17 protein-coding genes are annotated in these 14,969 nt (G+C 51.4%); 7 read left to right on the top strand and 10 right to left on the bottom strand.

Features of this window, described 5'->3' with window-relative positions; genetic code table 11:
* Positions 1–96: 96 nt before the first annotated feature.
* The 4 genes from GKC68_RS04585 to GKC68_RS04570 form a co-directional block, all read right to left on the bottom strand.
* Positions 97–264, bottom strand: a complete 168-nt coding sequence (locus tag GKC68_RS04585) for a DUF2474 domain-containing protein (protein ID WP_013027115.1) — start codon at positions 262–264, stop codon at positions 97–99.
* Position 265: 1 nt separating this feature from the next.
* Complete coding sequence (cydB, locus tag GKC68_RS04580) at positions 266–1,270, bottom strand: cytochrome d ubiquinol oxidase subunit II (protein WP_342656625.1); 1,005 nt, start codon at positions 1,268–1,270, stop codon at positions 266–268.
* A gap of 1 nt (position 1,271) precedes the next feature.
* The gene (locus GKC68_RS04575) at positions 1,272–2,684 is read right to left on the bottom strand and encodes a cytochrome ubiquinol oxidase subunit I (protein ID WP_264228366.1); all 1,413 of its coding nucleotides are present in this window, start codon (positions 2,682–2,684) and stop codon (positions 1,272–1,274) included.
* A 784-nt stretch (positions 2,685–3,468) separates the two neighbouring features.
* A complete protein-coding gene (locus GKC68_RS04570) occupies positions 3,469–3,852 on the bottom strand; it encodes a helix-turn-helix domain-containing protein (RefSeq protein WP_028723349.1) in 384 nt (127 codons plus the stop codon).
* 102 nt (positions 3,853–3,954) lie between these two features.
* Here GKC68_RS04570 and GKC68_RS04565 point away from each other — a divergent pair, with 102 nt between their 5' ends.
* From GKC68_RS04565 to GKC68_RS04550, 4 genes are all read left to right on the top strand, one after another.
* Complete coding sequence (locus GKC68_RS04565) at positions 3,955–4,812, top strand: SDR family oxidoreductase (protein ID WP_028723350.1); 858 nt, start codon at positions 3,955–3,957, stop codon at positions 4,810–4,812.
* A 251-nt stretch (positions 4,813–5,063) separates the two neighbouring features.
* A complete protein-coding gene (locus GKC68_RS04560; RefSeq protein WP_028723351.1) occupies positions 5,064–5,384 on the top strand; it encodes an antibiotic biosynthesis monooxygenase in 321 nt (106 codons plus the stop codon).
* Positions 5,377–5,769: an amino acid-binding protein gene (locus GKC68_RS04555; protein WP_264238642.1), complete on the top strand. Its 393-nt coding sequence runs from the start codon at positions 5,377–5,379 to the stop codon at positions 5,767–5,769. Before GKC68_RS04560 ends, GKC68_RS04555 begins: the two co-directional genes overlap by 8 nt.
* Entirely contained in the window at positions 5,748–6,476 is a 729-nt protein-coding gene (locus GKC68_RS04550; RefSeq protein WP_089527812.1) for a winged helix-turn-helix domain-containing protein, read from the top strand. Before GKC68_RS04555 ends, GKC68_RS04550 begins: the two co-directional genes overlap by 22 nt.
* 58 nt (positions 6,477–6,534) lie before the next feature.
* Here GKC68_RS04550 and GKC68_RS04545 read toward each other — a convergent pair whose 3' ends face one another.
* Entirely contained in the window at positions 6,535–7,041 is a 507-nt protein-coding gene (locus GKC68_RS04545; protein WP_028723354.1) for a GNAT family N-acetyltransferase, read from the bottom strand.
* Positions 7,042–7,357: 316 nt separating this feature from the next.
* Here GKC68_RS04545 and GKC68_RS04540 point away from each other — a divergent pair, with 316 nt between their 5' ends.
* Entirely contained in the window at positions 7,358–9,016 is a 1,659-nt protein-coding gene (locus GKC68_RS04540; protein ID WP_071785178.1) for an alpha,alpha-trehalase, read from the top strand.
* A gap of 71 nt (positions 9,017–9,087) precedes the next feature.
* On the opposite strand, the gene GKC68_RS04535 is transcribed toward GKC68_RS04540, so the two are convergent.
* The 5 genes from GKC68_RS04535 to GKC68_RS04515 all read right to left on the bottom strand — a co-directional run bounded on the left by GKC68_RS04535 (position 9,088) and on the right by GKC68_RS04515 (position 13,279).
* The gene (locus GKC68_RS04535) at positions 9,088–9,597 is read right to left on the bottom strand and encodes a DUF892 family protein (protein WP_028722891.1); all 510 of its coding nucleotides are present in this window, start codon (positions 9,595–9,597) and stop codon (positions 9,088–9,090) included.
* The gene (locus GKC68_RS04530) at positions 9,594–10,091 is read right to left on the bottom strand and encodes a DUF892 family protein (RefSeq protein WP_028722892.1); all 498 of its coding nucleotides are present in this window, start codon (positions 10,089–10,091) and stop codon (positions 9,594–9,596) included. Before GKC68_RS04530 ends, GKC68_RS04535 begins: the two co-directional genes overlap by 4 nt.
* A gap of 498 nt (positions 10,092–10,589) precedes the next feature.
* Complete coding sequence (locus tag GKC68_RS04525) at positions 10,590–10,754, bottom strand: general stress protein (RefSeq protein ID WP_006118264.1); 165 nt, start codon at positions 10,752–10,754, stop codon at positions 10,590–10,592.
* 611 nt (positions 10,755–11,365) lie between these two features.
* The gene (locus GKC68_RS04520; protein WP_028722893.1) at positions 11,366–12,184 is read right to left on the bottom strand and encodes an alpha/beta hydrolase; all 819 of its coding nucleotides are present in this window, start codon (positions 12,182–12,184) and stop codon (positions 11,366–11,368) included.
* Between the two features lie 138 nt (positions 12,185–12,322).
* Positions 12,323–13,279: a sensor domain-containing diguanylate cyclase gene (locus tag GKC68_RS04515; protein ID WP_342656624.1), complete on the bottom strand. Its 957-nt coding sequence runs from the start codon at positions 13,277–13,279 to the stop codon at positions 12,323–12,325.
* A 440-nt stretch (positions 13,280–13,719) separates the two neighbouring features.
* Between GKC68_RS04515 and GKC68_RS04510 the strand changes: the two genes are divergently transcribed.
* Both GKC68_RS04510 and GKC68_RS04505 read left to right on the top strand, forming a co-directional pair.
* On the top strand, positions 13,720–13,962 hold the full coding sequence (locus tag GKC68_RS04510) for a hypothetical protein (RefSeq protein ID WP_028722895.1): 243 nt from the start codon (positions 13,720–13,722) through the stop codon (positions 13,960–13,962).
* Between the two features lie 112 nt (positions 13,963–14,074).
* Complete coding sequence (locus GKC68_RS04505; RefSeq protein ID WP_089527818.1) at positions 14,075–14,737, top strand: YfdX family protein; 663 nt, start codon at positions 14,075–14,077, stop codon at positions 14,735–14,737.
* The last annotated feature ends 232 nt before the right edge of the window (positions 14,738–14,969 follow it).

Here is a 14,969-nt window from a genome sequence, read left to right as displayed (position 1 = left end):
AAAAGCCAGCCCGAAGGCTGGCTGAGTAGACTGGCAGAGTGCAGCCTGGCGTAAAACGCGCGTGCTGCGGTTAAGAAACGTACGGAGAAGACATCCTCAGTGGCTTCGCATTCCGGCGGCGGTCATCATCATTCTGAACAGCGTGGCCACCACACCGAGCGCCAGCACACTTGCCCCATAGATGACCACCAGCCACAGCACACGTTTCCACCACGGCGACCGGGTTTCATTTTGACGTTCTTTGCTGTCGACCTGGGTTTGCATATCAATGGTATCCTTCGTCCGCTTTGATTTTTCCGCGGAACACGTAGTAGCTCCAGAAGGTGTAGCCCAGGATCATTGGGATAATCAGCAGGCTACCCACCAGCATAAAGGCCTGGCTCTGAGGCGGTGACGCCGCCTGCCAGATCGATACCGATGGCGGAATAATATTCGGCCAGATACTGATACCCAGACCTGAGAAGCCCAGGAAAATCAGCGCTAACGTGAGAAGGAAAGGCGAATAATGCGCCTCACGCTTGATCGCCCTTCTCAGCCCCCAGGCACTCAGCACGACCAGGACTGGCACCGGCAGAAACAAGAACAGATTCGGCATGCTGAACCAGCGGTGCGAAATATTCTCATGCGTAAACGGCGTCCAGATGCTGATCACGCCAATAATCACCAGCAGGGCGATAAGCAACGGCGTTGCCAGAGCGGACATCTTGCGATGCAGCTCATGCTCAGTTTTCATAATGAGCCAGGTACAGCCCAGCAGTGCATAGGCCACCACCAGTCCCACGCCGCAGAACAGCGGGAACGGCGCCAGCCAGTCCAGTGTTGACCCGGCGAAGCTACGACCTGATACCGGAATGCCATCCAGCATGGCACCCACCGCAACCCCCTGGCTGAAGGTTGCCAGCAGCGAACCGGCGATAAACGACTTGTCCCAGAACGCCCGGTGATGCTCCACGGCCTTGAAGCGGAACTCAAATGCCACGCCGCGAAATATCAGCCCAATCAGCATCGCGGTAAGCGGAATGGAAAGCGCATCCGCTATCACCGCATAGGCCAGTGGGAAAGCGCCATACAGGCCCGCACCGCCGAGCACCAGCCAGGTCTCATTACCATCCCAGACCGGCGCAACGGTATTCACCATCATGTCGCGCTCGCCTGCATTCTTGTTAAAGGGAAACAGCAGGCCGATGCCCAGGTCGAAACCGTCCATCACGATATACATCAGAACAGCAAAAACAATAATCGCGAACCAGATAACAGAGTAATCAACCATCTCAACGCTCCTCATTCTTGTGAGTGGCAGCAGAGAGCGGACGTGCTGGCGTTTTAATCTGGCCGGGACCACCCGTTTCAACAATATCGCCTTCGCCCGTGACCGGACCTTGCTTAATCAACCGCATCATATAGTGATAACCCACACCGAATACGGAGGAGTAAACCAGGATAAAGGCGAGCAGGCTGATACTCATGTGCATTTCACCATGCGGTGACACCGCATCAATAGTGCGCTGCACGCCATAAACCACCCAAGGCTGACGGCCAATCTCGGTGGTGAACCACCCCGCCAAAATGGCAATCAGGCCGGAAGGGCCCATCAGCAAGGCAAACCACAGGAAGGGACGCGACTGATACAGGCGACCTTTATAGCGCAGCCACAAGCTGACCACGCCCAGCGTAATCATCAGCAGCCCCAGCGCCACCATCACACGGAATGACCAGAAGATGATGGTTGAGTTTGGACGATCTTCCTTCGGAAAAGATTTCAGCGCCGGCACCTGTTTATCCAGGCTGTGCGTCAGGATAATGCTGCCCAGGTAAGGAATCTCCAGCGCATATTTGGTGCGCTCCGCCTCCATATCCGGCAGCCCAAACAGAATGAGTGGTGTTGCCTCACCCGGCGGATTTTCCCAGTGGCCTTCAATCGCCGCAATTTTTGCCGGCTGGTGCTCCAGGGTATTAAGCCCGTGCGCATCCCCAATCATTGCCTGAACCGGTGCAACAATCAGGGCCATCCATAGCGCCATCGAAAACATCTTACGAATGGCAGGATTGTCGTTGCCTTTAAGTAAATGCCAGGCGGCGGAGGAGCCGACAAAGAAGGCGCTGGCCAGGAAGGCCGCTACAGACATATGCAGCAGGCGATAAGGGAAAGAGGGGTTAAAGACAATTTTAAACCAGTCTTCCGGTACAACAACGCCGTTCTGAATAAGGTAGCCCTGCGGGGTTTGCATCCAGCTGTTTGACGAGAGGATCCAGAATGTCGAAATCAACGTGCCGAGCGCCACCATGCAGGTCGCAAAATAGTGCAGGCCCGGACCGACGCGGTTCCAGCCAAATAACATGACGCCCAGAAAACCGGCTTCCAGGAAGAACGCCGTCAAGACTTCATAGGTCAGCAAGGGGCCGGTGATACTGCCCGCGAACTGGGAAAAGCCACTCCAGTTGGTGCCAAACTGATACGCCATCACCAGACCGGACACCACGCCCATGCCGAAGTTGACAGCAAAGATTTTTGACCAGAAATGATAGAGATCGCGATAGGTTTGATTACGCGTTTTGAGCCACATTCCCTCCAGCACAGCCAGAAAACTGGCCAGGCCGATCGTGATGGCTGGAAAGATAATATGAAAGGAAACAGTAAATGCGAACTGGATCCTGGCGAGATGAAAGGCATCTAATCCAAACATTGCTTACCTCTTTGCCACATAGAACACCGTATAGTTACTTATAATTAACAACTTATGTACAAAGAACGTCATTCCATTGCACAGAAAATTTCCATGGCGAATGTAAAACGCTTCGCCTTGATGAAACAGAGACAATTGGATAAGTTAAAACTATAACAGTATTTTTTGATTTAGATCATTTTTTTGTTGAAAGATCTTTTATTTAAAAAACAACGAGGAAAGGTTAATTACAGCGTAGCTTTGTGACATTATTGTTATTAAATTAGGGGATAAAAAAGTGAGTTCCTGTCCAGACAGGCTTAGTACGAAAAAAATCGCAACCCGCTGTTTTTAGCTGTTATTCAGTACAACTCCGCGCCCCGACCTCGGGCTAAAATGCACATCCCACACTGAAATTATGTGTTTTTTTATATCGTTAGCAGGTTATTTATCTTATCTACCCCTTCTGAGTTTATTTTTCAGATTGGGACATATTTAATGAACTGTAAAAAAGCCTTTATCCGCCGCAGGCGGCCTGGATTAGTTTGCTATTTATGTTAAAAAAATAACGAACATGTAAATGAGCCGGTGTTCATTAACTGGCAGTGCCATTATTTACGGGTGCAGCCTTGTCAAAATAACCGCAGTGGTAAAAATGATGTTAAAAGCGACGGGATATCCTCTCCAGGCTGCAGAGGAGGCCGACCGTTTATCTCCGCTAGCGTTGCGCATTCGCTAGCGGGCATCGTCGGGCCAGGGAACGTCGCTTCGCCGCGGCAGGGGCTCACCCGTCAGGATCAACAGGCTATTCTGCGGCAGTGTGCTTATCGCGGTGAGACAGGATGCGCTCAAGATTCTCTTCTAACCAGTCTGCCAGCCCTACGACCTGCTCTCCGACTTCACGCCCCAGCGGCGTCAGGCGGTATTCCACATGCGGCGGCACGACATCATAGGCTATACGTTGCACAAAGCCGTCCTCTTCCAGATAGCGCAGGCTCTGGGCCAGCATACGTTCACTTACGCCCCCCACCGCACGACGGAGTTCGCTAAATCGCAGCGTGTCATCTTTAAGCGCGAGCAGGATCAGCACGCTCCAGCGACTGGTGATACGCTTTAACAGGTCGCGTGATGGACAGTTAACATTGAGCAACTCGCCCCGGCTAAATTTTTCGCTCAGTTTTTCAGACATTTAACGCTTTCACTCCATGCTAACAATTCTGTAAGTACTTACTAAAAGTTAGTTTATCGCTTAGGCTGCCTTTTACCAACTGTCATCTTAAGGAGTAACCTCATGATCGCTGTTACGGGTGCCACTGGCCAACTGGGCCGTTTAGTCATTGATGCATTAAGCAAAAAAGTTGCGGCAGACAAGATTGTTGCCACCGTACGTACGCCTGCTAAAGCGGCGGATATCGCCGCATTGGGCGTTAACGTGCGTGAGGCGGATTACAATAAACCTGAGACGTTAGCGGACGCCTTTGCAGGGGTCGAAAAATTGCTGCTCATTTCAGGAAGCGAAGTCGGCCAGCGTGAACCTCAACACAGAGCCGTTATTGAGGCCGCCAGGTCCGCAGGCGTGACGTTTATTGCCTATACCAGCCTGCTGCATGCGGATACCTCTCCGCTTTCGCTCGGGATCGAGCACCGCGCAACCGAAGCCATGCTGGCGGCATCAGGTGTGCCTTATGCCTTGCTGCGCAACGGCTGGTACACGGAAAACTATGCAGCGAGCATCGCACCTGCTCTGGCACATCATGCGTTCATTGGTGCGGCGGGCGAAGGGCGAATTTCGTCTGCTGCACGTCAGGACTATGCCGATGCGGCGGCTGAAGTGATGGTGCGTGACGATCAGGCAGGGAAGGTCTACGAACTGGCAGGCGATCACAGCTACACCCTTGCCGAATTTGCCGCTGAGATTGCCGCGCAAAGCGGTGAGCAGGTTGATTACGTTAACCTGCCGCAGGCAGACTTTGCGGCGGCGCTGAAAGGCGCAGGCTTACCGGCACCGTTAGCGGACTTACTGGCGGACTCTGATGTCGGCGCGTCTCAGGGCGGTCTGTTCGATGATTCCCGTGCGCTGAGCCAGCTTATTGGTCGTCCAACCACGCCTTACCAGGACGTGATTCGGGCCACGCTGGCACAAGGATAAGATCAGCCGAATGGCAGGCGTTTTGCCCTGCGATCCCGCCGTTGTTTACCGGAGAAGAGTCGCCGGCAGGCAACGGCGGATTTCTCCCCCGTCGAATTGACTCTGCCAGGCGCAGGTCCTCTTCTCTCTTCTTTCTTCTCTCTTCTCGCCCTGCCCTTCTCCCCATTGCGCACGCCATTGTTCGGTACACGCCGAAGCGTCGCATTCTACCGCGCGTAAACTGCCCGCATGCTTACTCACGGAGATCTAAAATGATTGCTGTTCTTTTTGAAGCAGAAGCCGTACCCGCCGCGCAACAACGCTATCTTGCGCTGGCGGCTGAGTTGTCGTCCGGGCTGGCTGAATTACCGGGGTTTATCCAGATTGAAAGATTTCAGAGCCTGAGCACGCCCGGAAAGATCTTATCGCTCTCCTGGTGGGAAGATGAGAGTGCGGTAAAAAACTGGCGAGAAAACAGAGAACACCAGTCAGCGCAGGAAGAAGGTAAAAGCCATATTTTTTCACATTACCGGATACGCGTTGCTCAGGTAATGCGGGACTATTCAGGGCCAGAGGGACGCCATCATGTTTGATATTCATGTCGTATTCAGCAACACGCCAGGTGCGCTTGCCGCCTTTGGCACGCTTCTCAGCCAGCATGGCATTGGTCTGGAAGGTGGCAGTGTATTTTCTACGTCCCAGGAGAGCCACGCCCATTTCCTTGTTGAAGATGGCCCCAAAGCCCAACAGGTATTGTCGCAGGCCGGTTTTGACGTCAGGGAGATAAAAAAGCCACTCATCAGAAAGCTGGCACAGGCGCGGCCGGGGGAGCTGGGCGAAATTGCGCGGATTATTGCGCAAAACGGCATTAATATATACGTTCAGTACAGCGATCACAGTAACCGCCTCATCCTGCTCACAGATGACGACTTGCGGGCTGGCGACCTGACCCGTCAATGGACATGCGCGACAGAATGAAACGGATCCCTTCCCGCCATCATCAGGATAATCAGCCCTCGCTGGAGATCAGCATGTCTGTGGTCGCCTCGGCGATGGCAGATGCCTCCAGAATGCACATGCTTTGTGCATTGATGGATGGCCGGGCATGGACCGCCACCGAGTTGAGCGTGGTGGCCGATATCGCCCCGTCAACCGCCAGTGGCCATTTGAATAAGCTGCTTGAGACGGGCCTGCTCGTCTGTGTGGTGCAGGGAAGGCATCGTTATTACAGCCTGGCCGGTCGCGAGGTTGCCAGCCTGCTGGAAAATCTGATGGGCGTTTCGGTAGCGCCCGGCGCCCCGCTTAAAACCACGACGCCAAACCGTTTGAGGCGAGCCCGAACCTGCTACGATCATCTGGCCGGCGAGATTGCCGTAGCCATCTATGATTTTCTGCAACTGGAAGGCTGGATATGTGAAGACGGCACGGCGCTGACGCCACGTGGCACAGCTCATTTCGCAAATGCAGGGATTGCGCTTGCGCCTCGCTCCCGGCGAAAAGCCTGCTGTCCCTGCCTGGACTGGAGTGAAAGACGCTTCCATGCCGGAGGCGAAGTGGGTGCCGCCTTGTTACGCTTTCTGTTGCAAAAACACTGGCTGGTTCAGGCGCCAGGATACCGGGAACTGGTTGTGACAGACAGCGGCAAACAGGCCCTTCAGCGCCTGTTCAACATCAGCCTGAGCTGACGCACGCTTCACGTCGCCCGTCAGTGCTACGGGTGACGAAGCACGTAAGGCTTATTGCTCAGCGTTCGGGTTCTTTGTCCAGCCGCATCAGCAAGGTATCGTGATAAACGCCGTCGACATAAAGCGCGGCCACATCCGTGCCATAAATCTGAAATCCTGCCGAGCGGTAAAGCCGGACGGCCGCCGTATTGGTGGTACTCACGGCGAGCTTCATGCAGCGGCATTCACCGGCTTCGGCTATCGCGGCCGTGAGTAACGCTTTTGCCAGCCCGCTTCCGCGCCATTCCGGACACAGATACATCCCCCAGATCGTGGCGAAATGGCGCTGTTTTAGCGCGGCATTAAAGCGCACACCGACGATGCCGCCCAACCGGCCCCGATCGTCTGCTCCTGCCAGCACGCAGTTTTCACGTAGCCTTGCCGCAAAAAACGCGTCAGGCTGATGACGCTCAGTGTCATAGTCTGCGCCAAAGGCAGCGGGATGACGCTTAAGCCCGTCGAGCCTGATAGTCCGAAATGCCGCCACATCCCGGTCAGTGAGACGCTGTAAAGTATAAGGTTTCACGCTAAATTGTCCTGCGCGGTCTTGTTCACGCCATTGTGCTGTATCGTGACATTTTTGTGTATTATCCTCTTCACCTGCGTCATAAACATCGCCCTCCGGTCAGGTTAAAATTTATTTCGTTGTGACCTAAGAGATTCATCTGAAATGCATTTAAGGCTAAACCTGCCATATTTAGTTGAATTGACTGTGTTTTATTCAATCCATACGATTAATAGACAATTTTTATTACGTTCATAGACAATCTGCATTGTTGTTCCTGCCTGCGAGAGGTCTATAATTCCTTCTTTGTGCAACCCCGTTCGCTCAGGAGGCCGTTATTAATACTTATCGCCAGCAACTCAATGCATTCGAAGAGAATCGTGCCGGGGCGGAAGTTGAGTATCAATACGATCCCCATGAACTAAAGCTGGACCGCATGCAAGATTCTGAACCCGAGCCGGAGCTGATTGAAGGCTTACCGGCTCCGGATGCACTGACGCCTGCCGATCGCTACCTTGAGCTGTTCGAAGCCGTCCAGATGTCTGGTATTTTCGAGGACAGTAAAACTTTCCCCGACTGCTCGCCTAAGTACGATCCTCTGGATGTGCTGATGCGCTATCGTCGTCAAAAGCGCAGCAAGGAGTTCGACCTGTCGCGTTTTGTTGCTGAGCACTTTTATATGCCGGGCATCAATGAAAGCTTTTACGTCTCGAATCCCGACAAGACGCTCAACGAGCATATCGACGATCTGTGGCCGGTGCTGACCAAAATGCCGCAGCAGCATATGCCGCACTCATCGCTGCTGCCGTTGCCCAAACCCTATGTCGTACCGGGCGGTCGCTTCGGTGAAACCTACTACTGGGACTCTTACTTCACCATGCTTGGTTTGGCGGAGTCGGGCCGCGACGACCTGCTGCGCCATATGGCGGACAACTTCGCGTGGCTGATTGATAACTACGGCCATGTCCCAAACGGCAACCGTACCTATTACCTCAGCCGCTCACAGCCGCCGGTGTTCGCCCTGATGGTTGAGCTGTTCGAAGAAGATGGTGTGCAGGGCTCTCAGCGCTATCTGGAGCAACTGATGAAAGAATATCAGTTCTGGATGGATGGCGCGGGCTCGCTGATGCCAAACCAGGCTTACCGCCATGTGGTCAGAATGCCTGACGGCTCGCTGCTGAACCGCTACTGGGACGACCGCGATACGCCGCGCGACGAATCCTGGATTGAAGATGTGGAAACGGCGCGTCATTCAAAACGCCCGGCAAGCGAAGTTTACCGCGATCTGCGCGCAGGGGCGGCATCGGGCTGGGATTACTCGTCACGCTGGCTGCGTAACCCAAAACGCCTGGCCAGTATTCGCACGACACAATTTATCCCTATCGATCTCAATGCGCTGTTGTACAAGCTTGAGTTGATGATAGCCACGCTCTCGCATGCCAAAGGTGAAGAGCTGACTGCGCTGGCCTGGCAGAAAAAGGCCGAGGCGCGTAAGCGGGCGATTACCCGTTACCTGTGGGACAGCACGGCAGGGGTCTTTCGCGATTATGACTGGCGCCGTGCGCGTTTCGGTGCCTTTACCGCCGCCGCCGTCGTGCCGCTGTTTGTCGGGCTGGCAACGCCCTACCAGGCCCACCTGCAGGCTATTGCCCTGCGCCACCTGCTGCTCAGTAACGGCGGCCTGCTGACCTCAATGGTGGAAAGCGGTGAACAGTGGGATAAACCGAACGGTTGGGCGCCCATGCAGTGGATGGCCGTTGTGGGCTTAAACAACTACGGGGAAGAGTCGCTGGCGAACGAGATTGCCGTTAACTGGCTGACCACGGTAAACAATTTCTACCAGCTGCACCATAAGCTGGTAGAGAAGTACGATATCAGCGGCGATCGTGCCCGCCCGGGCGGCGGTGGCGAATATCCGTTACAGGACGGCTTTGGCTGGACAAACGGCGTTACGCGTCGCCTGATGGCGATGTACGGTCATTTGATGGCTGACTAACCGCCGCAGAAGCGCGTAAAAAAGCCGGGAACATTTCCCGGCTTTTTGCTGCCTGCGGCACTGCAAACGCATCATTTTTTCGCTTCAACGCCCGGCTGCGCGGAGCGCTGCAGGAACTGTTGCGTCACCTCAGGCAGATGCTGGAACAGCCATTCAGCCATCGCAATCTCCTGATTGCGAATTTCGCTCAGTACCCTCACACCTTCGCTGTCAGCGACCTGTTCTGCTGCCGCAATCAGGCTGGTATAGCTGGCGATCTCTGCATTCTCGAACACATAGCCGCTCATTGCCCCTTTCACGACTTCATCAGAGGTGAACATCCCGCCGATCGCCTGCCCCATGGCCGCCATTTTTCCCAACACGTCTTTCATGATGGAGTGGTCAATGCCGTGACGATCCAGCAGCTGCTCAAGCAGCTGAAGCTGATGTTGGGTTTCTTCCAGATGCTGTGCCAGGCGTTGTTCCAGTGCCGGATAGTGCTCAAGGCGGCCCGACATTTTGCTCAGCATGCTCTCGGCCTGCTTCTCCATGGCATGCGCATCGCGTAGCCAGTCATGATAGTTTTCAATCGCCGTGGTCATTTTGTTGCTCCTTCAACCGTACTGATTGCCTGAGCAAGCGTGGTGAGTTTGACATCGGTTTGTTTCTCTTCCTCAAGCGTCAGTGCCAGCAGCTTCGCCGCTTTGGTGTAACCTGGCTTAAGTGCCAGCGCCTGCAGAGTACCGTAAGTCGCGATTTCATAATGCTCAACTTTTTGTGCCGCTGCGATCAATCCCTGATCGCGTACCTCTCCCTTTTCTACCGACTCGATAATCTCCTGCGCTTCTTCCGCCAGTCCTTCCAGCGCGTGACATTTCATACGCTTGATTTTTACCTCGGGCGTAACCTCAACGAATTCATCCAGACGCTCAATTTGCCCGCGTGTCTCTTCAAGGTGCTGATTAAACGCAGCAACCAGGTGTTCATCACTGGCAGCGCGCGCCATTTTTGGCAGAGCCCGTGCAATCTGTTTTTCTGCACAGTAAATATCTGCCAGGTCGTGAATGAAAAGATCATTTAACGTTTTAACAGTCATGAAAAGCGCCTCATTAATTAAACAGCAGTACCGGAGTTTCAGCGCCGCTTCAGTCAATCGCCCGTCATATAACCTTAGTGGAGTTGGCGGGAATAATGTTTAACTTTTTAAAACCTGACAACATAAGTGGCATTAAAAATGCACTTTCTCTTTCATTACCAGTGAGTTATCTTTTTTAATTTAAATTCATTAAAAATGAGGTTCTGTTTAAATTCAGCTAAATCTATACAAATATTCCCATTCGCGTACAACTTAGCATCCCAAAAAATAATTTCCATTCCACCCATTGGATTGAGATTCCATTTTTTTTATTTTTTTCATGTCAGCGAAGCGTTGATAAAAAGACACCGGAAAGGGGGAACTTTCCGGCAAGATTCGTGCGACCTTACATCAGTGGTGGGTTTTCTCAACAGGTCAGACGGGAAGACAGAGGCGTACTGTAAGTATTTCCTTTTTTTAAACCGCCAAAGATATCAGCAAGCCATTATGAGTAGATGATTAACTACGACGACTTACTTTACCTCCTTTGCGGCCAGCTTCGATCGCTCGCTGCGGGTCATTCTTAAAGTTCCCACCGCTGTTCTGTCCGCCTTTACGCCCGGCCTCTGCTGCGCGCTCTTTATCTGCGGCGAAATTACCCGCGCCACCACGATATTGCGTCATTTTGTATTCTCCTCAAATTTCATAATTCAACTGGCACAGTTAAAGCTGCATTACCTTAAAGGCTTCAGAATTAAATGTAGCCATAAAAATCACCTTATCAAGCATAAACTTTGAGCGCTGGCGTGGGTTACCACACAAAACCTTTTTGCGGCTCATCCCTTAATTCTTTAGTAACGAAACTATCTAAACAAAAAACTTAATGATGATGCCGATCATGTCAGCCCTGTGACAGCCGCTCTTTCCGCCACCTATTAATCGATCAATCCATTAAAAAGTCCACCCCGTTTTTCTTTATAAGCGAAGCGGAAAATCGGATCAGCATCACGGTAAGTCGTCAATCTGATCAATAAATGATCTTTTTAACCATGCCTGATAAAGCAAATTTAACAACATCACACTTCCATCATCTGAAAATAAGCGAAGCGGTAAATTCGTTAATTATCGATGTGTTTGTTAAAAGCAGATCATTAAATAATCAAAAAAGCATCAATGAGTAAAATGGTCATGAAAAATAAAAGAGAAGAAGGTAAAAAAGGTGTTTTAAATAAGCGAAGCGTAGAGAAATAAAAAAAACGCCCTGACGGGCGTTGCTTTCAGATTATTCTGTTCCGTTACTGTTGTAAAAACGTCAGTAAATCCTGATTGAGTTGGTCCTGATGCGTGACGGTAAAACCATGTGGGCCATTGTCGTAGATCTTAAGTTCCGAACCCGGTATCAGCGCATGTGCCAGCTTGCCCGTGGCCTCAAAAGGCACTATCTGGTCATGACTGCCGTGAATAATTAAGGCTGGCACATCCACTTTCCCCAGATCTGCGCGGAAATCTGTTTCGGCAAACGCGGTAACACAGTCCAGCGTTGCTTTAAGCGATGCCAGTAAAGCGATGTTTAAGGTCTGCGTGAGCACGCCGTCTGAAACCTGCTGACCGGCATTGGTGCCATAAAACGGCGCAGCAAACTCGTTGATAAACTGCGCGCGATCTTTCAACAACCCCTGTTTAATGCCGTCAAAGACCGATTTCTCGACACCTTCGGGATGATCGTCAGTCTGGCCGAAAATCGGCGTTACCGCCCCCAGCAGCACCAGCTTTTTAACCTTATCTGTCCCGTATTTGCCGATGTAACGTGACACATCCCCGCCGCCCATTGAGAAGCCAATCAGGGTCACGTCTCTGAGTTGCAGATGTTCAATCAAGCAATGAATGTCGTCGGCAAAGGTGTCGTAATCGTAACCGTCCCAGGGCTGATCGGAACGCCCAAAGCCACGTCGGTCAAAGGCGATGGCGCGGTAGCCGCGTTCTGCAAGAAAATTGAGCTGACTGTCCCACATGTCCGCATCCAACGGCCAGCCATGACTAAACAATACTGGCTGACCTTTACCCCAGTCTTTGTAATAGAGATTATATCCATCTTTGCTTTTAAACAGACTCATGCGTGCCTCGCTCCAGGTGGAAGTCATTACGCCTCGGGCCTCCGCCGCTCATGTTGCCGCGACAGCGCTGGCAGAATGGCGATACCAGACAAGCCTGGCAGAGGGCGAAAAATATTCCAGTCGCGGGAAGCGTCCTTATTAGCCTTCCCCGTGTGACAGGGCGACGCCACATTTGCCATTTTTTTTGATGCTGTACATAGCCTCATCGGCCCGGGCGAGCGCGCTGTCAAAGTTCTCAAGGCTGTTAACCTGAACCACACCAATCGACGCGCCAATAGACGCCGTACCGTTGGCCAGTTCGAAAGGCTGGAGGGCAGCTTTAAGACAGGCTTGTGTGAGTTTATCTGTGAGCGGATGGGACAAGGCGAAAGGGATCAACAAAACAAATTCATCTCCGCCCAGTCGGCCAATAATGACATTAGACGGACAGGCGGCGATAAAGCGCTGGCTGAGCTGAATCAGAACCTCGTCGCCGCTGCGATGCCCTAGCGTATCGTTGACGTGTTTGAAATTATCTAAATCAATAAAGGCAATGCAAAACACAGCTTCCGTTTTCATATCGCGAAAATGGGTGAGTAATGCATGACGGTTAGTTAACTGCGTAAGCGGATCGTGCATCGCCAGCGTCGCCAGCTGCTCTTCGTACTGTTTCTCTTTGGTCATATCAATATGGGTGCCCGTTACTTTGATGGGCCTTCCCTGCTCGTCCCATTCGCTGACCCGACCGCGATCCAGTACCCAGGTGATCTTGCCCGTTTTGCCCACCATGCGGTGCAACGCCTCATAGAAAGGTGCCTTTCCGTTAATATGATCGTAGAAAGCCTTCAATACGTCGCTGGCATCGTCCGGATGCAGGCAGGATTTCCATACGTCGAAATGCGCACCGACTTCTTTGGGCTGAAAACCCAGCATCGATCCCCAGCGTCGGTTAAAAATGACCAGTTTGCCGCTGGGAATATCCAGCTGCCACAGGCACAGTCCTGTTCCGTCCAGTGCGGCGCTTAATTTATTACGGGCATCGTGCGCAATACGCTTTAATCGCGCATTGTGCTTTTTTAAATTCGCGATTTGCTGCCGCAGAGCTTCTTCAGACATAGCGATTACTGGAAAGGGAAATGACTATTTTGCCAGTGCCAGACGTTGTGTAAAGCAGCCTACTCAAAAGAAGACGAGACGCGGATAAAATCCGCACAAACAGGATTTCCCACGCTTAACGGCCACCGGGCCAGCACACGACAAAATCTAAAGGGGAAAAAGACAGTGTGTTTCCTCTGCTGTTACCCGCCTGAATTTCCTGTTAACAGGATGATGAAAATTCAACCTGATGTCAGCCTGTACGTTTTCTTCTATAGAAAACTCAGGTTTCTTAAAGAACGGAGGAGCTGTTACAAGTTCATTCATCTAACCCAATGAATTTTAATGAAAAATAAACATGACAAATGTAACGATGACATTTTTCTGCAAACTCACAATCACACTTAAATATCTTTCGGGTGTTAATTAAAGACGTCAGCACGACATCAAGGAGATAAATTATGGCCCGGTTAATGACCCTTTCTTTTCACGGCAGCCAGTGTGAAAACCCGTCACAGCAGGATGTACACCTTACCGAAGCATGCTTTTCTGGCGACATGTTTTTTACCCAACTGGGTGGCAGCCACTGCCCTGTAAAAGATTACGCCTCAGACAGCGCGGCTCCCGATCGTTTCTGTGTCAGTAATGCTGTTCTGGATAATCATTTCCACAGTAGCAAAACCCAGACTGCGATATTCATCTGACAATCACTGTCTATGACTTTTCCGGAAATATTTATTACCTGTAATAAGGCACGCTTTATGTAATTAAAGACGTTAGCACCTTTCGGATGCATACATACAGAGGATTAATATCATGAAAAAGATGATTGTTAGCTCAATGATTGTAGCCGTATTAGTGTTTACTGGCGGAGCCGCTGCCGCTGAATCTTTTAAAGACAGCCACACGTTAAATAACGAAGTCGTATCCGCGCAGGCGGCTCAGGCGATGAATGATATTCAGCTTTCTCGCAACGCGTTATTTAACGGTCAGACGCAACAGGCAAAAGCGCTGGCCACCCAGGCAGAAACCTACCTGAAAGATAATAGCGTGGACTGGACCAAATATATCCGCTACGACAAGAAAGCCCCCATGAATGGCGATAACTATATTCGTATCGGTTCCGACGTCTCCGTTTCAGAAGATTATCAGTTTTCGAAACAGAAAAATGATGCCATCGATCAGGCCAACCAGCATATCAAAGCGGGTGATAAACAGGGCGCGCTTGATGCACTGAAACTGGCAGGCGTTGCCGTTACCGAAACGCAGGAACTGATGCCGTTGCAGCAGACTGAAAACGATGTTTCCAGCGCACTCGCGATGATGAAACAGGACAAATACTATCAGGCAGGTATGTTGCTTAAATCCGCTGAAGAAGGGGTAATTTATGATACGCAAACCTATTCTGAGCTTCCTGTGAGCCCAACGATGCACCACACCCAAACGGGCGCTCATGCGCAGACAGATAATAAAGGCTAATCATCGCAGTTAATAAAAACGACGTTATTTAACTGCTCTGTCGCTTTCATTATTTCGAATGAAAGCGACACTTTTTATACCTATCCATCAGCAACTTTCTTTATATTTTTCTCAGCAGTAGCGTTTTGAATCCCTTCATCTCAGCAAAGCCAAATTGCTCTCTTTACTACGCTGTTTAGTCCAGTGTTTACGAAACGGGTAAATGTCACGTTACCGTTCATAACCTATGGTT

Source organism: Pantoea sp. RSPAM1 (assembly GCF_038816185.1).
Lineage (GTDB): Bacteria > Pseudomonadota > Gammaproteobacteria > Enterobacterales > Enterobacteriaceae > Pantoea > Pantoea ananatis.
This window is presented reverse-complemented; position numbering and strand designations above follow the sequence as displayed.